Source organism: Delftia sp. WSY_16 (genome assembly GCF_043104415.1).
Classification (GTDB): Bacteria; Pseudomonadota; Gammaproteobacteria; order Burkholderiales; family Burkholderiaceae_C; genus Comamonas; species Comamonas tsuruhatensis.
In genome coordinates this window covers 1,027,489-1,046,854 of the sequence record NZ_JBICKS010000040.1, presented here as the reverse complement: position 1 = coordinate 1,046,854, position 19,366 = coordinate 1,027,489, and the positions used below count along the sequence as shown (strand labels likewise).

General features: G+C 66.2%; 21 protein-coding genes. 5 read left to right on the top strand and 16 right to left on the bottom strand.

The window, feature by feature from the left end; all coding sequences use genetic code 11:
• Nucleotides 1–51 precede the first annotated feature (51 nt).
• The gene (gene ppk2 / locus ACF8O7_RS24450; RefSeq protein WP_017404332.1) at nt 52–972 is read right to left on the bottom strand and encodes a polyphosphate kinase 2; all 921 of its coding nucleotides are present in this window, start codon (nt 970–972) and stop codon (nt 52–54) included.
• Nucleotides 973–1,086: 114 nt separating this feature from the next.
• On the bottom strand, nt 1,087–2,061 hold the full coding sequence (corA, locus tag ACF8O7_RS24445) for a magnesium/cobalt transporter CorA (RefSeq protein WP_392444477.1): 975 nt from the start codon (nt 2,059–2,061) through the stop codon (nt 1,087–1,089).
• Between the two features lie 181 nt (nt 2,062–2,242).
• Between corA and ACF8O7_RS24440 the strand changes: the two genes are divergently transcribed.
• A complete protein-coding gene (locus ACF8O7_RS24440) occupies nt 2,243–3,136 on the top strand; it encodes an amino acid ABC transporter substrate-binding protein (protein ID WP_392418947.1) in 894 nt (297 codons plus the stop codon).
• An 88-nt stretch (nt 3,137–3,224) separates the two neighbouring features.
• On the opposite strand, the gene ACF8O7_RS24435 is transcribed toward ACF8O7_RS24440, so the two are convergent.
• Together ACF8O7_RS24435 and ACF8O7_RS24430 are read right to left on the bottom strand one after the other, a co-directional pair.
• Complete coding sequence (locus ACF8O7_RS24435) at nt 3,225–3,530, bottom strand: NIPSNAP family protein (protein ID WP_012206218.1); 306 nt, start codon at nt 3,528–3,530, stop codon at nt 3,225–3,227.
• A gap of 26 nt (nt 3,531–3,556) precedes the next feature.
• Complete coding sequence (locus ACF8O7_RS24430; protein WP_392444475.1) at nt 3,557–5,113, bottom strand: methyl-accepting chemotaxis protein; 1,557 nt, start codon at nt 5,111–5,113, stop codon at nt 3,557–3,559.
• Nucleotides 5,114–5,236: 123 nt separating this feature from the next.
• Between ACF8O7_RS24430 and ACF8O7_RS24425 the strand changes: the two genes are divergently transcribed.
• Nucleotides 5,237–5,500 (top strand): VF530 family DNA-binding protein, encoded by a 264-nt coding sequence (locus ACF8O7_RS24425; RefSeq protein WP_191625470.1) that lies wholly within the window; start codon nt 5,237–5,239, stop codon nt 5,498–5,500.
• 134 nt (nt 5,501–5,634) lie between these two features.
• On the opposite strand, the gene ACF8O7_RS24420 is transcribed toward ACF8O7_RS24425, so the two are convergent.
• Nucleotides 5,635–6,510 (bottom strand): LysR family transcriptional regulator, encoded by an 876-nt coding sequence (locus ACF8O7_RS24420; protein WP_016446407.1) that lies wholly within the window; start codon nt 6,508–6,510, stop codon nt 5,635–5,637.
• Nucleotides 6,511–6,632: 122 nt separating this feature from the next.
• On the opposite strand from ACF8O7_RS24420, the gene ACF8O7_RS24415 reads away from it, so the two are divergent.
• Nucleotides 6,633–7,646, top strand: coding sequence for an NAD(P)H-quinone oxidoreductase (locus tag ACF8O7_RS24415; protein ID WP_133073925.1), 1,014 nt, complete (start codon nt 6,633–6,635; stop codon nt 7,644–7,646).
• A 29-nt stretch (nt 7,647–7,675) separates the two neighbouring features.
• On the opposite strand, the gene ACF8O7_RS24410 is transcribed toward ACF8O7_RS24415, so the two are convergent.
• The 4 genes from ACF8O7_RS24410 to ACF8O7_RS24395 form a co-directional block, all read right to left on the bottom strand.
• On the bottom strand, nt 7,676–8,350 hold the full coding sequence (locus tag ACF8O7_RS24410) for a hypothetical protein (protein WP_034366750.1): 675 nt from the start codon (nt 8,348–8,350) through the stop codon (nt 7,676–7,678).
• Nucleotides 8,351–8,354: 4 nt separating this feature from the next.
• Nucleotides 8,355–8,873, bottom strand: a complete 519-nt coding sequence (locus ACF8O7_RS24405) for a carboxymuconolactone decarboxylase family protein (protein WP_392444472.1) — start codon at nt 8,871–8,873, stop codon at nt 8,355–8,357.
• A gap of 11 nt (nt 8,874–8,884) precedes the next feature.
• The gene (locus tag ACF8O7_RS24400) at nt 8,885–9,889 is read right to left on the bottom strand and encodes a tripartite tricarboxylate transporter substrate binding protein (protein ID WP_160853821.1); all 1,005 of its coding nucleotides are present in this window, start codon (nt 9,887–9,889) and stop codon (nt 8,885–8,887) included.
• A gap of 77 nt (nt 9,890–9,966) precedes the next feature.
• Nucleotides 9,967–10,821: an amidohydrolase family protein gene (locus tag ACF8O7_RS24395; RefSeq protein ID WP_392444470.1), complete on the bottom strand. Its 855-nt coding sequence runs from the start codon at nt 10,819–10,821 to the stop codon at nt 9,967–9,969.
• A gap of 124 nt (nt 10,822–10,945) precedes the next feature.
• On the opposite strand from ACF8O7_RS24395, the gene ACF8O7_RS24390 reads away from it, so the two are divergent.
• A complete protein-coding gene (locus ACF8O7_RS24390; RefSeq protein WP_016446401.1) occupies nt 10,946–11,839 on the top strand; it encodes a LysR family transcriptional regulator in 894 nt (297 codons plus the stop codon).
• Between the two features lie 43 nt (nt 11,840–11,882).
• Here ACF8O7_RS24390 and ACF8O7_RS24385 read toward each other — a convergent pair whose 3' ends face one another.
• Both ACF8O7_RS24385 and ACF8O7_RS24380 read right to left on the bottom strand, forming a co-directional pair.
• Nucleotides 11,883–12,521 (bottom strand): LysE family translocator, encoded by a 639-nt coding sequence (locus tag ACF8O7_RS24385; protein ID WP_016451462.1) that lies wholly within the window; start codon nt 12,519–12,521, stop codon nt 11,883–11,885.
• Nucleotides 12,518–13,888, bottom strand: coding sequence for an MFS transporter (locus tag ACF8O7_RS24380; protein ID WP_392444468.1), 1,371 nt, complete (start codon nt 13,886–13,888; stop codon nt 12,518–12,520). Before ACF8O7_RS24380 ends, ACF8O7_RS24385 begins: the two co-directional genes overlap by 4 nt.
• Nucleotides 13,889–13,977: 89 nt before the next feature.
• Between ACF8O7_RS24380 and ACF8O7_RS24375 the strand changes: the two genes are divergently transcribed.
• A complete protein-coding gene (locus ACF8O7_RS24375) occupies nt 13,978–14,913 on the top strand; it encodes a LysR substrate-binding domain-containing protein (RefSeq protein WP_016446398.1) in 936 nt (311 codons plus the stop codon).
• Nucleotides 14,914–14,915: 2 nt separating this feature from the next.
• Here the strand turns inward: ACF8O7_RS24375 and ACF8O7_RS24370 are convergent, their stop codons facing one another.
• The 5 genes from ACF8O7_RS24370 to ACF8O7_RS24350 all read right to left on the bottom strand — a co-directional run bounded on the left by ACF8O7_RS24370 (nt 14,916) and on the right by ACF8O7_RS24350 (nt 19,366).
• Entirely contained in the window at nt 14,916–15,290 is a 375-nt protein-coding gene (locus ACF8O7_RS24370; RefSeq protein WP_016446397.1) for a cytochrome c, read from the bottom strand.
• 120 nt (nt 15,291–15,410) lie between these two features.
• The gene (locus ACF8O7_RS24365) at nt 15,411–15,818 is read right to left on the bottom strand and encodes a PRC-barrel domain-containing protein (RefSeq protein ID WP_016446396.1); all 408 of its coding nucleotides are present in this window, start codon (nt 15,816–15,818) and stop codon (nt 15,411–15,413) included.
• A 177-nt stretch (nt 15,819–15,995) separates the two neighbouring features.
• Nucleotides 15,996–17,780 (bottom strand): bifunctional diguanylate cyclase/phosphodiesterase, encoded by a 1,785-nt coding sequence (locus tag ACF8O7_RS24360; RefSeq protein WP_133074062.1) that lies wholly within the window; start codon nt 17,778–17,780, stop codon nt 15,996–15,998.
• Nucleotides 17,781–17,840: 60 nt separating this feature from the next.
• The gene (locus ACF8O7_RS24355) at nt 17,841–18,314 is read right to left on the bottom strand and encodes a BLUF domain-containing protein (RefSeq protein ID WP_223275322.1); all 474 of its coding nucleotides are present in this window, start codon (nt 18,312–18,314) and stop codon (nt 17,841–17,843) included.
• Between the two features lie 149 nt (nt 18,315–18,463).
• The gene (locus ACF8O7_RS24350) at nt 18,464–19,366 is read right to left on the bottom strand and encodes a LysR family transcriptional regulator (RefSeq protein WP_392444466.1); all 903 of its coding nucleotides are present in this window, start codon (nt 19,364–19,366) and stop codon (nt 18,464–18,466) included.

The following is a 19,366-nucleotide window of genomic DNA, read 5'->3' as shown; positions in this document are numbered from 1 at the left end:
CCCCCGCAAAGCGGGTAGAGAGGGGGAAGGCGCGAAGCGCCTCAGGGGGTGTCAGTACTTGTCCGGAACGTACATGTGCTGGGGAACCGGGTTGCGCGTGTACTCCGGGTTGCGCGTGCGCTCGGGCAGCACGATGGCCGGGTGCTCTATCTCCTCGTAGGGCAGCTGCGTCAGCAGGTGGGAGATGCAGTTGAGCCGGGCCTTCTTCTTGTCCACGGCCTGCACCAGCCACCAGGGCGCCTCGGCGATGTGGGTGCGCTCCAGCATGGCTTCCTTGGCCTTGGTGTAGTCCTCCCAGCGGCGGCGGCTCTCGAAGTCCATGGGACTGAGCTTCCACTGCTTGAGCGGGTCGTGCACGCGGCCCAGAAAGCGCAGGTGCTGCTCCTCGTCGGTGATGGAGAACCAGTACTTCACCAGCGTGATGCCCGAGCGCACCAGCATCTTCTCGAACTCGGGCACGGAGCGGAAGAATTCCTCGTACTCCTCGTCGGAGCAAAAGCCCATCACACGCTCCACGCCGGCGCGGTTGTACCAGCTGCGGTCGAAGAGAACGATCTCGCCGCCCGCAGGCAGGTGGGAGACATAGCGCTGGAAATACCATTGCGTGCGCTCGCGGTCGTTGGGCGCGGGCAGGGCGGCCACGCGGCACACGCGCGGGTTCAGGCGCTGGGTGATGCGCTTGATCACGCCGCCCTTGCCGGCCGCATCGCGGCCCTCGAAGAGGATGACCACCTTTTTCCTGTGGTGCTGCACCCAGTCCTGCAGCTTGACCAGCTCGCCCTGCAGGCGCAGCAGCTCGCGGAAGTAGGTCTGGCGGCTCACGGTGTCGGCACCGTCCAGATCGTCGCCACCGCTGCCCAGGCGGGCGTCGTCTATCTCCATCTCCAGTTCTTCGTCGTAGCTGTCGAGCAGATCGCGTTCGATGCGCTGCATCAGCGAATCATGGTGGTCGGGCAGAAGTTCGTCGTACATGGTGGGGAATCCGGGCGTCCAGGAGTTGGCGCCTGGGATGGTGGCGTGGATGTGTGACGCGGCTGTGACGGTGCGGCTGGGTGAATACCCTGGCACCGCTCGCCTTCCCGCCGCCTACAGCCACCCCGCCTTGCGGAACTTGTAGTAAAGCAGGCCGCAAACACCCAGCACGAACAGCAGTGCGGCCGGATAGCCGTATTGCCACTTCAGTTCGGGCATGTTCTCGAAGTTCATGCCCCAGACGCCGAAGAAGGCCGTGCAGATGGCGAAGATACTGGCCCAGGCTGCCAGCCGCTTGGTGACTTCGTTTTCCTCGATGGACACCATGGACAGGTTCACCTGGATGGCCGTGCCCACGGTGTCGCGCATGGTGTCGATCTGGGCGTTGATGCGGCCCAGGTGATCCATCACATCGCGGAAGTAGTCCCTGGAGCCCACGCAGATCTGGGGGACGCGCCCGCCGTTGAGCTTGCCCACGGCTTCCAGCAGGGGGGCCACGGCGTGCTTGAGGTCCATGGCGCGGCCCTTGAGTTCATACAGCTGCTTGATGTTGTCGCGCGCCGCGCCCTTGGTGAAGATCTGCTGCTCGATCTGCTCCAGCTCCACCTCCAGCGCGTCGATGATGGGAAAGTAGCGGTCCACCACCGCATCCATCAGCGCATACAGCACAAAGCCCGAGCCATGGCGCAGCAGCTCGGGCTCGCTTTCGCAGCGCTCGCGCACGCCCAGGAAACCGCGCTTGCTGCGGTTGCGCACCGACAGCACGTAGTTGGAGCCCACGAAGACATCGACCTCGCCGTGGTTGAAGTGGCCGGGCCGCTCGGGCTCGGGCTCCAGCAGGTGCATCACGGCAAACAGCGAGCTGCCGTACTCCTCCAGCTTGGGCCGCTGGTGGCCGTGCAGCGCATCCTCCACGGCCAGGGCGTGCAGGCCGAACTCCTGGCGCATCTCCTCCAGCTCGGCCGGCATGGCGTCCGCCAGCGCCACCCAGACGAAGCAGCCGGGCCGCTCTATGTAGTTGCTGATGTCGGCGACAGGAATGTCCGCCAGCTTGGCCCCGTTTTCGTAGGCAACGCAGTTGATCAGCATGGGAGTTCCCTCGGTAATTCTGGTGCTGGTGATCCTGCCATAACGGGGGAGGGGGAAAAGCCAGTGCCCAAGCTGCCACCGAAACAGCCAGCAGCCCAGGTTTGCGCACCTGGTAACAATACGTGTATAACCTGTCACAACCTGCTGGGCGCCGCCCGGCGCTTGCGAGCCAAGGACTCAGATGATCTTTCGCCAGTGGGGAATCGCGTTGGGTGCGTTGGGCCTGTCGGCCTTGAGCGGTGTATCTGCAGCCGGTGTGCTGGACAAGATCCAGGCCGGTGGCGCGCTGGTGATTGCGCACCGGGAATCGTCGGTTCCCTTCTCCTACATCGACACCCGCAGCGGCAAGCCCGTCGGTTATGCGCTGGATCTGTGCCTTCGCCTGGCCGAGGCGGTGCGCAAGCAGACAGGCAGGGGGGACATGAAGGTGGAGTTCCTGATGGTCACGCCCGCCAATCGCATGGCCGTGATCGAGCAGGGCAAGGCCGACATGGAGTGCGGCTCGACCACGAACAACGCGCAGCGGCGCCAGACCGTGGCGTTCACGGTTCCCCATTTCATCACCGGCGCCCGGATGCTCGTGAAGGCCGACAGCACCATCAACGCGATGGAGGATCTCAAGGGCAAAAAGCTGGTTTCCACCAAGGGCACCAGCCCGATGGCCCTGGTGACGCAGGCCAACAGGCAGCGCCTGATGGGCATCACCATTGTGGAGGCCCCCGATCACGCGAGGGCCCTGGAGATGGTGGAGAACGGCGAAGCCGACGCGTTCGTGATGGATGACGTGCTTCTCAACGGGCTGGCCGCTGCACGGCCTGATCCACGTGCCTTGAAGGTGGTGGGCAAGTTCCTGTCCACCGAACCCCTGGCGATCATGCTGCCGAAGGCCGATACCGCGTTCAAGAAACTGGTCGATGAAGAGATGAAGCGGATCATCACCAGCCGCGAAATCCACCCCATCTACGAGAAGTGGTTCCTGCAGCCGATTCCACCCAGCTCCACGAATCTGAACCTGCCGATCAGCTACCTGCTGCGCGACTTCTGGAAGTACCCCACGGCGGACATTCTGCTGTAGGCCCGTTCAGACGCGGCGCCGGATTTGTCGAGCCGCCAGCGCTTGCCCGCTTGCCCGGTTCGAGGGGCGGCTGCGGCGCCGGGCAGATTCAGCCGAACACCGGGCGCATGAAGCTGCGCTCGTAGCTCAGGATGCAGCGCGTGTCCTCCGCGTAGCGGAAGGCGGCCTGGCACTCGGGGTCCTGCATGGACTTGATGCGGTACTCCTCGTACAGCGCCATGCTGGGGAAGCTGAACATGGCCAGCGCCACATTGTTGGCGCCTTCGGACGGCAGGAAGTAGCCGTGGTGCTTGCCGCCGAATTTCTCGACCAGAGGAATCCAGGTCTTGCCGTACTCCTCGAATTCCTTGGCCTTGAACGGGTCGATGATGTAGCGCAGGTAGCAGGTGATCATGTCTGAAAAGAGAAGGGAAGCGAAGCCTAGAGTTTGAACGATGCCGTCAGGCGGGAGAGCTTCTCCGACTCCTGCTGCAGCACCTGCGTGGCGGCCGAGGACTGCTCCACCAGTGCGGCGTTTTGCTGGGTCACGCGGTCCATGTCGGTCACGGCATGGCCCACCTGCTCGATGCCGCTGCTTTGCTCGCGGCTGGCCGAGGCGATCTCGGTCACGATGCCCGTGATGTTGCGCACCGTGGTGACCACCTCGCGCATGGTCTGGCCGGCCTGGTCTACCAGGGTGGCGCCGGCGTCCACGCTTTCCACCGAGGTCTGGATCAGCGTCTTGATCTCGCGCGCGGCCGAGGCGCTGCGCTGTGCCAGCGTGCGCACCTCGCCCGCCACCACGGCAAAGCCGCGCCCGTGCTCGCCCGCGCGCGCCGCTTCCACGGCCGCATTCAGCGCGAGGATATTGGTCTGGAAGGCAATGCCGTCGATCACGCCGATGATGTCCACCACGCGGCGCGAGGAGCTGTTGATCTCGCCCATGGTGGCCACCACCTGGTCCACCACGGAGCCGCCGCGCTCGGCCACGGAACAGGCGCCCGAGGCGATCTGGCTGGCGTGCTGGGCGTTCTCGGCGTTCTGGTGCACGGTGGCCGTGAGCTGCTCCATGGAGGCGGCGGTTTCTTCCAGCGAACTGGCCTGGCGCTCCGTGCGCTGCGACAGGTCCACGCTGCCCGTGGCGATCTCGCCGGCCGAGCGGTGGATGACGCCGGCCGTGTCATGGATGCGTGTCACCAGCTGGCGCAGCTGCTCGCTCATGCGCTGCACGGCGGCGATCACGCTGCCTTCGGGGGCCTGGGCTGCGCCCGCCAGCCCCGACTGCGACAGGTCGCCCGAGGCGATGCGGTTGGCAATCTCGGCCGCCACCGCCGGCTCGCCGCCAATGGCATTGAGCACGCTGCGCGTGGCCAGCCACGCAATCAGGGACAGCAGTGCGCCCAGCACGGCCAGCGCCGCCACCGACTTGGTGATGGTGGCGACAAAGGCCTGCTGGATGTCGTCCACATAGTCGCCAGCGATCAGGTCCCAGTTCCAGGCCGTGGAGCGCCTGGCATAGGCCAGCTTCTCGCTGGGCTCCTTGGCGCCGGGGCGGGGCCACCAGTACGTGAGGTAGCCGCTGCCCTGGGCCGACGCGCCCACGGCGGCAATGTTGCGGTACAGGTAGTTGCCCTTGGCATCCTGGAAGCCGCCCATGTTCTTGCCGTTGATGCCCGGGCTTGCGGGATTGTTCAGCACCACGGAATCCGTGGTGATGCTGGTGATGTAGCCTGCGCCGCCTGCATAGCGCAACTGGCCCACGCGGGCAATGGCGGTGGCCTTGGCTTCTTCCTCTGTCAGCTTGCCGGCCTTGGCCTCGGCGGCAATCGCCGCAATCAGGCTGTCGCCCGCATCGACGAAGTCGCGCAGCGCCTGCTGCCGGGCCTCGTAGGCCTTGTCGCGTGCCTGGTAGGCGTTGAAGAGGGTGAGCGCAAGCAGCGCGAGAAGGCAGAAAACCAGCGGTGCCAGCAGTTTCTGGCGAAGGGACAGGGCGGGCATGGTCGGGGAGTGCAGCAGAAGGCCAGGAACGCCACAATGCTACAGAAACTTACGGCATGGTTGCATGTAATTACAAATAAAGCTGCGGTCCGCAGCACTGCAAAGGCGGGCGAAAATCGCGCCATGCAAGAAACCCCGCCTCCCGCCGCCCAGCCCCGCAATCCGCTGCACGGCGTCACGCTCGAAGCCATCGTCCTTGCCCTGGAGGCCCGCTACGGCTGGGCCGGGCTTGCGCGGCAGGTTCCGGTGCGCTGCTTTGCGCTGGACCCCAGCGTCAGCTCCAGCCTGAAGTTCCTGCGCAAGACGCCCTGGGCGCGCGAGAAGGTGGAGGCGCTCTATCTGGAGATGCTGCGCAAGGACAGGCACAGGCCTGCTTCCCAAGACTGAAGGCGCAGCCGGTGGCCACCGGGCAGCCTGTCCGGTGCGCTGGCGCAGGTTCTGCCGATCATCGGCTCCCGCTGCATGCCTGCATGCCTGCATCCCTGCCGCCGTGATTGCCGCCGCCCTGGACAAGCTCGGCATCACGCAGGCTCCGCGCCCAGCGCCTGGGCCAGGAACTCGGCCGTGACGCGCACCCGGGCCGTGCGCTGCAGGTCGGGGTGCATGACCTGCCAGACCTCGTAGTCGTCCGAGCGCTGGCGCTGCGGCCAGATGCGCAGCAGGCCTTCGCGCTCGCCCATGCTCACGGGCATTTCGCCCAGGCCTATGCCGGCCGCCACGGCCTTGCGCACCAGCAGGCTGGAGTTGGCGGCCATGGCGATCCTGGCCTGTCGCGCGGGCACGTCCACCATGGTGGGAACGGGCCGCTGCTCCAGGAAGGGACCGTAGACCACGAGGTGGTGGCCGCGCAGTTCGTCCTCGGCCACGGGCTCGCCAAAGCGCGCCACATAGGCGGCACTCGCAAACAGTCCTACCGGCCATGCCGCCACGCGGCGCACCACCAGCTCTGGCGCCTCGGGGCGGACGTTGCGAAACGCGATGTCGGCCTGGCGGCGGCCCAGGTTGAGCATCTGGGTGGACACCTCCAGGTCCACGCGGATGCCGGGCCAGCGCTGCTGCAGGCGCTCGATGGCGGGCAGCAGGAATTCGGTGGCAATCGAGTCGGTGCTGGTCACGCGCACCAGGCCGGCCGGGCTGTCGTCCAGGCCTTCGATGCGCGTGCGCAGGTCCAGCGCCGCGCCCTCCATGCGTCGCGCCGCGCCCAGTGCGGCCTCGCCGGCGGCGGTCAGCAGGTAGCCGTCCCTGGCGCGCAGGAAGAGCTTGCTGCCCAGCTCGGCCTCCAGCGCGTTCAGGCGGCGGCCCACGGTGGCCTGGTCCACGCCCAGGATGCGTGCGGCCGCGCGCAGGGAAGGGGCGCGTGTCAGGGCGAGAAAGATGCGGGTGTCATCCCAGTTCATGGCGGTTGGCGTGATGCAGATTTGCAGCACTGTAGAGCGAAATCGCTGCGTTCGAGCGGCTGGCGGCAGTCGTAAGCTCGGGGCACTCGTTTCTTCAACCTGTTTTTGGACACTCTTTCGCCATGAATGACGACGCCCGCATGCAAGCCATTGTTTTCGACGATTTCGGCGGCCCCGAAGTGCTCGTGGCCCGCGACGTGGCCCGGCCCGAAGTCCGGCCCCATGACCTTCTGGTGCGCAATGCCTCCATCGGCGTGAACCGTGCCGATGTCTCGCACCGCAAGGGCGCCTATGGCCGCGCCCACTTTGGCGAATCCGACCTCATGGGCCTGGAGATCGCCGGCACGGTGGTGCAAGTGGGCGCCGAGGTGCAGGGCTTCGCCGTGGGCGACCGCGTCATGGGCATCGTGGGCGGCGGCGCCTATGCCGAGCTGTCGCGCATCGACCACCGCATGGCCATGCATGTGCCCGAGGGCCTTTCGCTGACGGATGCCGGCGCGGTGGCCGAAGTCTTCGTGACGGCGCATGAGGCGCTGTTCCACCTGGCCCAACTGCAGCCTGGCGAAGCCGTGCTCATCCACGCGGCCGGCAGCGGCGTGGGCTCGGCGGCGGTGCAGCTGGCGCATGCGGCCGGGGCGCGCGTGTTCGCCACGGCCAGCGGCGACAAGCGGGCGGCTGTCATGGGCCTTGGCGCCGACGTGTTCATCGACTACCGCAGCGAAGACTTCCAGGCCGTGGTGGCCGAGCAGACCGGCGGCCAAGGTGTGGATGTGGTGGTGGACTTCATCGGTGCCCCGTATCTGGAGCGCAACCTGCGCTCGATGGCCATGGGCGGGCGCATGGTCTGCGTGGGCCTGCTGGGCGGCGCGCTGGCGGCGGCCGTGCCCATGGACGTGCTGCTGTACAGGCACCTGAGGATCTTCGGCACGGTGATGAAGTCGCGCCCGCCCGAAGTCAAGCAGGCCATGGTCCGGCGCTTTGCCCAGCGCTGGCTGCCCGCGCTGGCGGCCGGCACCATCCGCCCCGTGATCGACAGCACCTGGCCGCTGGCCGAGGCCGCGCAGGCGCACCGGCGCATGGAGTCGGGCCAGAGCGTGGGCAAGCTGCTGCTGATTCCCGGGCAGGGCGGTCAATAGGGCACTCAATAGGGCGCTCAATAGGGCGTTCAATAGGGCGGCCAGGCCCCATCCCCCGCGTCCACGGTCGCGAACATGGTGCGCACGGTGTGCGTGAAATGCGGCCGCGTGATGTCGCTCCAGGCCGTGGCGCGCACCTGCAGCCAGGCCGGGCAGCCCAGCACGCCGGGGTTTTGCAGGTCATAGCAGGCCAGGGACAGCGGGCCGCCGTCGTGGTTCAGGTAGCGGCGTGAATGGATGTTGCCCTGCACGGCGGCCAGGCCCGGCATGTGTTCTTCGTCGTACCAGCGAAAGATCTCGGGCGCCCAGCCTTCGGCCGGGTCCATCTCCACCGTGTAGTGGGCATGGCGCTGCTGCCCGTGCGAGGCGCCGGGCCGGTCGAAGGCCAGCGTCAGCCTGGACGCCGCAAGGTTTGATGCGGCCGGCAGCATGGCCTGCGCCGCCGCCTGCACGGCAAGCACTGCAGGCCGCGAGACGCCGATGCGGCCCGGCAGCTCCACATAGACGTAGATGCGCCCCGTGCTGGCCGACCAGGCGAATCGCTGGACGGTCAGGCGCACGCCCAGGCCTGCCGCCTGGGTGAGGGCGTCGCCAAACGCAGGACCGTAGGCGCTTCTTGCGAGTGCCTTGGCGCTTGCCAGGCAGGGCGCTGCCATCGTCCATTGCAGCAGCAGGCAGTCGGCAGGTATGCGGGAATCAGCCATGCCTTCAGTGCCCGATATGGAATGCGGTGAGAAAGCGCGAGACCATGTTGTAGGCCGCGATGGTGGCCACCAGGTCCACCTGCTCCTGCGCGCTGAAGCGGGCCTGCACCTGGGCGAACAGCGCGTCGGCGACGGTGATGTCGCGCGTCATGGCATCGGTCAGGCGGATGGCAAGGTGCTCTTGCTCGGTCCACGGCGCATCCGCGGCGCAGCGGATGCTGCGGGTCGCCTCGATGGCCGCATCGCTCTTGCCCGCCTTGTGGGCATGGGGCACATGGGCATTGAATTCATAGGGCGCGCCGTTGAGCACGGCCACGCGCAGGATGACCAGCTCGCGCAGCCCTGCATCCAGGCTGCTGCGATTGCGCACGGCCGACAGCATCTGCTCCCATCCGTGGGCGATGGGCGGGCTGTTGAGCAGCACCTGGTACAGCTCGGAAATGCGGCCGCGTTCGGCCAGGATGCGCGATTCCACAGCCGCCAGTTCGGGGCAGGCTCCGGGGAGTACGGGTTGGATTCTCATGGGGGCTCGCTTCAGTCGGGGGTGATGCCGTTGGCGCGTACCACGCGGCTCCATTTGAGGGTGTCGGCCTGCAGCGCCCTGGCCAGCTCGGCCGGCGTGCTGCCCACGACTTCGGTGCCAGCGGCTTCCAGGCGGCTTTTGACCGAGGGCGTGTTCAGCGCCCGCTGCACGGCCTGGCTCATTTTTTCGGTCTCGGCCGCTGGCGTGCCCTTGGGGGCGAACAGGGCGTACCAGTTGTCCGAATCCACGCCGGTGATGCCGATCTCGGCAAAGGTCCTGACCTCGGGAAAGCGCGGGTGGCGCCGGCTGGCGGCAATGGCAACGGGCTTGAGCTTGCCGGCGGAGATCTGTCCGATCAGCCCGGGAATGTCGCCAAAGAAACCATCGACATGGCCCGCCACCACATCCGTGATGGCGGGCGCGGCGCCCTTGTAGGGAATGTGTGCGAGCTGGATGCCCGCATGCTCTTTGAGCAATTCCATGGCCAGGTGCGGCACGCTGCCCGTGCCGGACGAGGCCATGGTCAGCGGTGTACGGGCCTGGCGTGCGGCTGCCACGAACTGCGCGCCGTTGCCGTAGGGCGCCTTGGCGTTGACCACCAGCATCTCCACGTTGCTGACCACCAGCGACACCGGTGCGAGGTCGGTGGCCGGCTTGTAGCCGAGCTTGGGGTACAGCGCCGGGTTGATGGCCACGGCGCCCACGCTGGTCAGCCACAGCGTGCGCGTGTCCGGCTGTGCGCGCGATACGTATTCGGCCGCAATGGCGCCGTTGGCACCGGCCTTGTTCTCGACCACGACGATGCTGCCCAGCTCCTTGCCCAACTGCTCGGCCAGCGTGCGCGCCACGAAGTCCACCGGGCCGCCCGGCGGAAAGGCCACGACGATGCGCGTCATCTGCGGCTGCGCGGGCGCAAGCGCGGGCCATGCGGCGCAAACCAGGGCAGCAAGGGGCGCCAGGGCCGCCAGCGCCATGGACAGGCAGCGCCTGCGGCGGGTGGAAGGGATGCTTGTCATGGATGTCTCCTTTTATGGGTATCTGTGGGCAGGGCGACCGGCGATGAGCCACAGGCGACAGGCGCCTTGTGCGGTCCTCAGAACCGGTACAGCCGCTGCGGGTTGTCCACCAGCAGGGCCTGCCGCAGCGCTGGCGTGGGCGCGATGTCGGCCAGCGCATCGACCAGCAGGCCGTCGTCGGGCACATGCGTGTGGTTGGGGTGGGGCCAGTCCGTGCCCCACAGGCATTGCGTGGGAAAGCGCTCCACCAGCAGGCGCGCCAGCGGCTTGCCCTGGGCATAGGGCGGCTGGCTGTCGATGCGGTCCACGCCGCTGACCTTGACGTGGAACTGCGGCTGGTCGGCCAGCAGCTGCATCAGCGCCTGGAAATCTGCATGCCCTGCGCCCAGGCGCGCATCCACGCGCCCCATGTGGTCGATCACCACGGGCACGGCACTGGCCTGCAACTGCCGGCCCACCGTATGCACCAGGCTGCTTTCGAAATGCACCTGCAGATGCAGGCCGGCCGCGGCCAGGCGCGGGGTCAGTGCCAGAACGTCTTCAATGCAGGCGCTGGCCAGGTGCCGCATGAAGTTGAAGCGCACGCCCCGGAACCCCGCACCCGCCAGCCGCGCCAGCTCGCCATCGGACACATCGGCGGCCACCAGCGCCACGCCCAGGTAGTTGCCGCCACCGGCGGCAATCGCGTCCTGCACCGCACTGTTGTCCAGGCCGTGGCAGGCGGACTGCACGATCACGCAGCGCGACACGCCCAGGTGGCGGTGCAGTGCAAACAGCGTGTGCTTGCCCGCGTCCGCCGGGGTGAAGCTGCGCCCGGCCGCATAGGGAAACTGGGTGCCGGGACCGAACACATGCACATGGGTATCGCAGGCGCACGCAGGCAGCTGCAGCGCGGGCTTGGAGGGGGACAGGGCGTAGGTGAGTTCAGGCATGGGGCTTTGCAACAAGGCAGCGGCTTGTGGCGATTGTGGGCGGGCTTGCCGCGAATGAGGCATAGACTTGGCTGATACCTGCTATCAGCCAAAAGCATGCTGAAAGCCCTTGCCAAGGAGAACCATGGACCTGACGCGCCTGAGCTATTTCGCTGCGGTGGCCGAGGCCGGCAGCTTCAGCCGCGCCGCCGCCGCCCTGCATTTGTCGCAACCGGCCCTCAGCCGACAGGTGCTGTTGCTGGAGGGGGAGCTGGGACAGCGGCTGCTTGAGCGCACCGGGCGCGGCGTGGTGCTGACCGAGCCGGGCCAGGCGCTGCTGCAGCATGCGGCCGGCATCTTTGCGCTGGCCGCGCAGGCCGAATCGGACATGCAGGACCGGCTGCGCAGCCCGCGCGGGCGCATCAGCATCGGCCTGCCGCCCTGGGTGGCGCGCTCCATCGCCGCAGACCTGGTGCAGGGCTTTTTGCAGCAGTACCCCGACGTCACCATCTCCATCGAGGAGAACCTGAGCATCAGCCTGCGCGAATGGCTGATCGCCGGGCGCGTGGATATGGCCCTGCTGTTCGATCCCCCGCACTCGCCGCAGATCACCACGGAGACCCTGCTGCGCGAGCCACTGGTGCTGGTCAGCAGGCATGCGCTGCCCGCCAAGGTCCGCATGGCGGCGCTGTCCCAGCGCAAGCTCGTCATGGCGCGCGGCCCCAACGCGCTGCGCAAGCTGCTGGAGAGCTACACCGTGCCGCGCGGCGTGCCGCTGCACATGCTGGCCGAGGTCGATTCCGTGCACACCGTGCTCTCGCTGGTGGCCCGGGGCATGGGCGACTCCGTGCTGCCGCTGAGCGCCATCCAGGGCACGGCCTCGCCTTCGCAGCTGTCGATCGCGCAGATCATCTCGCCCGTCGTGCGCAACCGCCTGGTGCTGGCCATTCCGCGCGCACGCCCGTCCACCCGCGTCACGCGCTTTGCAGAGCAGCTGATCAAGCGGGTGGTGAGCGAGCGGCTGGGCTTGCCGGGTTGATCCGACAGCTGTTGAACGGCCAGTGCGAAGCCCTGGCCCGCACTCAGCCCAGCTTGTGCCGCGTCCTGAGCAATCCCAGGCCCAGCGCGATGAAGGTGCCGCCCACGATGCGGTTGAACAGCCTGGCGTGCGCCAGCACGTGGCCCTTGATCATGGAGATCAGCAGCACATAGCAGGCGTGCGAGATCAGGGCGCACACCGCGAACGTGGTGGTCAGCACCAGGTACTGCGTGAGCAGCGGCTCGCCCGGGATGACGAATTGCGGGAACAGCGCGGAGAAGAACAGGATGGCCTTGGGATTGGTCAGCGACACGCCCAGGCCCTGCGCCACCAGCTGCCAGTTCCCGCGTTCACGCCGGTGGGCAGGCGCCAGGCCGGCGTCGCTGCCCAGCAGCGCGTCCTTGCTGCGCCAGCGCTTGACGCCCAGCCAGATCAGGTACATGGCGCCTGCCACCTTCATGACCAGAAATGCGTGGGCCGACATGCTGAGAATGGTGCCCATGCCGATCATGGCCAGCCCGGAGACCACGAAGATGCCCACCGAGCTGCCCAGCGAACTCAGGGCCGTTCGCCTGGCGCCCACGTCCACCGAGTTGGAGATGGCCAGCAGCACAGCCGGGCCGGGAGTGAAGCACATCAGCAGCGAGACGCCGCAGAAAACAAGCCAGTGGGCGATGGTCATGGTCGGTGCGAGGAGGCCGTGGGAAGACAGCCGGTATTCTCGTTCAATAACGCCCCCTGCGTGGCCCCGGGGTTGCCGGCCGCCCCGGCCCGTGCAAACAGATGCATGGCCCAGCCCGCGCAGGCCGCCGCGCAGGCCCAGACCAGCCCCCAGCCCTGGGCCGACAGCAAGTGCGGAATGGCCAGCGGCACCAGGAAGCACACCGCGAACACCGAGGTATTGGCCATGCCCAGCGCCGTGCCCGCGCGGGCCGCGCCGGCCAGCCCGGCCAGCTGCGTGTAGGCAACGCCGTGCCAGGCGGACACGCAGATACCGCACACGCCCAGCATCACCATCAGCACCAGGCCCATGGCGGGCGACACTGCCGATGCGCCCGGATGGCTGCTCCAGCTCAGGGCCGCCATGCCCGCGAACAACGCCAGGGTGAGCTGGCAGCAGGCGCGCAGAAAGGCCGGGCGGTTCTGGCGCCTGTCAGTCCAGCGGCCGCTGCAGATGCGCAGGGCCATGGAGGCGAGCTGCACGACCGACATGACGGCCGCCGCCACGCCCAGCCCCAGGTGGGCATGGTCATGCAGAAACACCGTTCCGAACGAGAGCACGGCGAACTGCGGGGCGCACAGGATGCCGATGCCGGCGGCCATGCGCCAGGCTTGCCGATCGCGCAGGGGCCCTGGCGCGGATGGCCCGGCCCGGCCTGGCGCAGCGGCCTTGCCTGAGGCCGGTGCATGCGGTGGCTCCTGAATCCACAGCGCTGCAAACACCGCCGCCGCCAGGCACAGCGCCGCCAGCACGCCATAGACGGCGGCAAAGCCTGCATGCGTGGCCAGGCCGGTCAGCAAGGGGGCGCCAATGGCGCCGCCCAAGGGCACGGCGGTCTGGCGGATGCTCATGGCCAGGCCGCGCTCGCCTTCGGCAAACCAGCCCATGACGGCCCGGCCACTGGCACCGTTGACGCTGCCGCCCAGCAGGCCCACCAGCACCAGCCCGCCGGCCAGCAGGCCGAACGAAGGGATATGGTCCGGCGATGGCGAGGCCCAGAGCGCCATCGCCGCCAGGGCCAAGGCCGTGCCGCACAGGCCCAGCAGCAGCACTGGCCGGTCGCCCCAGCGGTCCGTCAGCAGGCCCCAGGGCAGTTCGCTGAGCGCAATGCCCAGGCCCATCAGCCCCAGCGCCAGGCCCAGCGTCTGCGTGTCCAGCGGGTAGCCCGAACGCATGAGGATGGCCGTCATGGGGATGCCGCTGAAAGCCACGGAAAACGCGGCGTTGGCGATGACGCCAGCGGCCAGCACCTTCCATCGGTGGCGGGGCGGGTGGGGGGAAGCCAAGGGGCTGGGATTGGCGCTGCGGCCGGCGGAAGAAGAGGTCATGGCCGGCAGTATGGTCAGTCCCAACCATCCTGAAAATCACATAATTTCGTATCTACAATCCAGTTTTTCAGCACGATGAAGGCTTGGCAATGACACGTGTGCTCTATGACCTGGATGTGCTGCGCACGTTTTGCACCGGCGTCGAACTGGGCAGTTTTGCCCGCGCCGCGGACAAGCTCGGCCGCTCCACCTCGGCCGTCAGCGCCCAGCTCAAGAAGCTGGAATCCCAATGCGGCACGCCCTTGCTGCGCAAGTCCGGCCGGGGGCTGGTGCTGACGGAGGCCGGAGAAACCCTGCGCGGCTACGCGCTGCGCCTGCTCGAACTCAACGACCGCGCCGTGGCGGCCGTGCGCGGCAGCGAACTGCGCGGCCTGGTGCGCCTGGGCCTGCAGGAAGACCTGGGCGAAAGCGTGCTGCCCCATGTGCTGGGGCAGTTCGCGCGCGCCCATCCCCATGTGCGCATCGAAGCCAGCGTGGCCCGCAGCGATGAACTGCGCGAGCGCATCGCCCTCGGGCAATTCGACCTGGCCCTGCTATGGGATGCGGGCGTGAACCACGCGTGCGTGCATGGGGAGCACATCATGCGGCTGCCGCTCCAGTGGATTGGCCCGGCATCCATGGACGCGGCCGACGCCGGCTGGGCACGCTGGCGCAGTGGTGCAGCGCAGGACGACGACGTGCTGCCCCTGGCCATGCTCGATGCGCCTTGCCCCTTGCGGGACATCGTGACGGCTGCGCTGGACAAGAAGGGCATGGCCTGGCGCCATGCCTTCAACAGTGCCAGCCTGTCCGCCGTCTGGGCCGCCACGGCTGCAGGCCTGGGCCTGTCCGTGCGCACGCCGTTCGGCCTGCCCGCGCACGTCAAGCCGCTGGATGCGCAGGCCCTGGGCCTGCCGGCCCTGCCGTCCATGGATCTGATCCTGGGCCGTGCCACGCTCGATGCGCCAGCGCCCGTGGACCGGCTGGCCAGCATCCTGGTCGATGCGGTGCGTGAGCATATGCGCGCGCAGAAACTCGATATATAGGGCTACTTCTTCGCAACCAGGCCACTGAAGTATTCATTGAGGTCGCGGAAATCCTTCACGGTCCAGGCATGGGGCGGCACCTTCACCCCGTTTTCCCGCAAGGTCCTGGGAATCAGGTCGCCATTGGGGCGAAGAATGACGGACGAGACGATCACGCCCGGATAGTCATGGAGCCTTTTTCTGAACGCGGCGGTCGCCAGGTCGGGGGTGGGTGGATTGCTCTTGTTGGCCAGCGGGCCCGTACCCTTGGCGTCTGCCCCGTGGCACATGGCGCATCTGGACAGGTAGAGCTGCTTTCCATTGCTGTTGTCTGCAAGGCAGGGCAATGCCTGAATGCACAGCGATATTCCCAAGGATACGGCGACGATTGTTTTCATTGACTCGCGGATATTTTTTGGTATGAATCTGATCCGCCGCGATCATATGGTCCTGCACGGCCGCCCACGAAAAAGCCCTGCAACGCAGGGCTTGTCAAAGAAGCAGGGCGCGCGCCCGGCTTACTTCTTGGCGTACTCGAATTTGGGCAGCGCCTTCAGCGCGTCCTTGGTGGCGCCGGGCAGCGTGATCTTGTTGTTTTCCACGCGGAACTGGTTCACCGGAATGGCCACGTCATGCTTGCCCATGCCCAGGAAGCCGCCGGCGCCGACGATGGCGTAGGAGACCGCCTTGTCGGGTGCGACGATCACGTCGTCGATCTTGCCCACGGCCTTGCCTTCCTCGTTGTAGACGCTCTTGCCCAGCACGGACTTCTTCAGGCTCCAGCCCGTGGCCACGGCCTGGACTTCGGTGGCCGCCACGCCCAAGGTGGTGGTGCCCGCCACGGGCTGTGCCCAGCTGGTCGAGGCCGTGGCTGCGATCAGCGCGGTTGCGATCAAACCCATCTTCAGCGTCTTGAGACCTGTCATAGAGAACTCCTGGAAAACAAAATTTGAAGCCCTCATTAGGAGCGCAGCCCGGCAGCGGCGAGATCGGAAAACCAAGCAAAGCCATGTCAGCCGATCCAGCGCCACGGTGAGGAGACTGCCTACAGTCGTCCCGCCAATTGCCTGCGCCTGCGCCCGGCATGCCATGGCCAAGGCCCTTCATTTCCCCTGTGCGTATCGATTGCGCTCTTCGACGAATTTCCTGATTTCCGATGCCTCCATGGGCCTGCTGAAATAGTAGCCCTGTATCTCATCGAACCCCAGCGAAACCAGCAGATCGAAGACTTCGGCGCTGTCAACGCCTTCTGCCACGAGGCGGTAGCCAAGGTCCGAGGCCATGGTCATGATGGATTTGAGCACGGCCAGCGCCCGTTCATTGGTATCTACGTCGCAGACCATGGAGCGGTCTATCTTCAATATCTCGGCAGGCAGATTCTTGAGTGACGCAAGATTGGAGTAGGCGGCACCAAAATCATCCAGTGCGACCTGGATTCCGAGTTTTCTGATGTGCTGAAGCGCCTGGACCGTGCCATGGCCTGTCAGCACATCGCTTTCGGTGCACTCGATCACGATATTTTCCAGGGCAACGCCATATTGACTGCACATGGCGTTGAGGTAGTCCGGAAAATCGACCTCGTCCAGATTGCGCGGCGAGACATTGATGGAGACCTGGAGGTCGAGACTTTCCGCTTTCCAGGCCGCAACCTGCGCCAGCGCCGTTTTGATCACGAACCGCGTCAGGCCATGGATCAACGGCGTGGCTTCCACCAGGGGGATGAATTCGCTGGGCGGGATTTCCCCCATTTCCGGGTGCTTCCAGCGGATGAGCGCCTCCAGCCCCTTGCAGCTGAAACTGCGGTTGTCGAATTTGGGCTGGTACACCAGCCGCAGCTGCCCCTTGTCCAGCGCATGCCCAAAGTCCCGCAATAGCCGATAGGATCTTCGCTGGCGGCTGTCCTCGTTCTCCTCATAGCGGTGAAGTGACCGATGGTTGTGGCCAGCCTGCTGCACGGACACCATGGCCTTGCGAATGACATCATCGACCTCGGCCTGGGCCAGGCGGAACCGCACCACGCCTGCCCGGGGCTGAAGTTCGAACCGGAGATCGGCACTGGTGATGGGCTTTTGCAGGTGTTTCAGCAATTGCCTGACCAGGGCCTCTTCATCTTCTTGCCTGCCCGCGCTGATGATCCAGGCAAACCTGGCCAGGCCCACGTGGTACACGGTTGCGTGCGGCCCCGTCATGTCCGTGACGGCCTTCGCAATGTCACGCAGGAGCTGCTCGACATAGTTCAAGCCCAGCGCATTGCTCATTTCCAGCAGGCTGCAATGGTTGATCGCTTCCATCAATACCAGGCTGCGTGCCTCCTGCGGGGCCACAATGCAAAGGCTGTTCAGGTCGGACTGGAGCTGCGAGCGATTGTGCAAGCCCGTGACCTCGTCTACTTTTCCAATGCTGTGATGGTATTGGATCTGAGCCTGCACTATCGCAGCCATGGCGGCCAGTTGCCGGCCTTGCTCTTCAGAGAAGGTTCTGGGTCGGGTATCGATGATGCACAGGCTGCCGATGGCATGGCCGGATTTCATGATCAGGGGAACGCCGGCATAGAACCTGATGTTCGGTGGGCCGGTTACCAGCGCATTGCCTGAGAACCTGCGGTCAAGGTGCGTGTCAGGAATCACCATGATTCCTTCGTTTCTGATGGTGTGGTCGCAGAAGGCGTCCGTGCGCAGGCTGCCGTCCATGTCCACACCTACGGGCGCCTTGAACCATTGCCTGTGCTCGTCCAGAACCGTGATGATGGCAATCGGCACCATGAACATCTGGCTGGTCAGCTGGGTGATGCGCTGAAATTCCCGTCTGGCGGTCATGTCCAGGATTTCAGCGGTCTGAAGTCCGAGCAGTTGCTCTTTCTCGGATTCGGTAGTCCAACGGGTGAGCATCGATTTCCTGCCTCAGTGAACCCACATCATGAAAATCCCGCTCCGCTTTGGCCCAAGGAATTACTGAACATCCAGCAGCGGCAACAGCTCCTGCAATTTGGCCAGCGCACCAGGGCCTTCAAGCTTGGAAATCGTGCCCAGATGTTCTGTATCTTCCACAATCACATAGGCCATGGACCACTTGGCGAAACGCCTTTGATCAATGCGCGTTTGCGGGAACATCGGCGTGAAGTTGATATGTCTTTCGTCGCGCGAGATGGACTCCACCAGCAAACCCAATTGCCGTGCCGGCCCTTCGACATACTGAAAGAAACGTTCCCCGTCGAAAACCAGCATGCCCGTTATCCCGGCCGACCCGTTGAACGAGCGTGCGGTCTTGATGATGCCCGCGATGCAGGTGGTGTCGGCCCCTGGTGCCAACTGACTGTGATAGAGGAAGCACTCCAGAGAACTCTCCTGCATAACCTCGCGCCTTTCTGTGTTGTAGGCCGGCGATGGTATGGCCTGCGCGGGACGGTCCACGTAGGTGTGCAACCCGTTGTTGCATATGTAACCATCCCGGCCTCCAGCGCCTGCTGCATCTGGCGCTGGTCAGCCTTGGTCTGCAGATGGGCTGGCCCATCTGCATGGGTATCTGCATGGGTGCATGGCAGCGGCGATGGCAGCCCGCTGGCTGCGGGCGCTCATGGCGAATCAGCCTTTGCGCAAATCTCCCGTACGCACCCGCGCAGCCAGCGGTGCGCAGCATCGGCATGCAGCCTGGGATGCCAGAGCAATGAAACCGTGATCTGCGGCATGGAGACCGGAAGGGGGAAGCTGTGCATTTGCGCGCGCAGGTTGCCGGTGTGTCGTTCGGGAACGCTGGCGATCAGGTCGCTGGCGCGGGCCAGGGCCAGCGCGCTGGAAAAGCCGCCGACGGTCGCAACGATCTGCCGCTGCAGGCCGAGCGCATTCAAGGCTTCATCAATGGGCCCCTTTTCCTGCCCCCGCCGGGACACCAGGATATGCCTGCCGCTCGCATAGCGCGCGGGTGTGATCTCGCCCTGGCTCAGCGGATGGCCCTGGCGCACGACGCCGATGAAACGGTCTCGGAACAGCGCCTGCGCGCGCACCTCCGGACCTATCGTGCTTGCGACAACGCCGGTTTCCAGGTCGACCGTCCCGTCGCGAAGCGGGCCGCTGTCCTTGTTGGTCTTTTGCACGAAGCAAAGCCGTACGCCGGGCGCTTGCTGGCCCACGCGGGCAATGAGGTCCGGTCCGAAATTCTCCACGAAGCCTTCGCTGGTGCGCAGCGTGAACGTGCGCACCATTTGTCCGAGGTCGGGCTGCCCGGCAGGGCGCAGAACAGCTTCCGTGTCCTGCACCAGCTGGCTGACCCGCTCGCGCAGCTCAAGCGCTCGCGGTGTGGGAACGAGACCCCGCCCGGCCCTGACCAGCAGCGGATCGCCGGTGGTCTCACGCAGCCGCGCCAGCGCCCGGCTCATTGCCGACGGGCTCAGCCGCAACCGCTGGGCCGCGCGCGCAACGTTTCCCTCCGCAAGGAGCACATCCAGGGTGACAAGCAGGTTGAGATCGGGCTTCGGCAT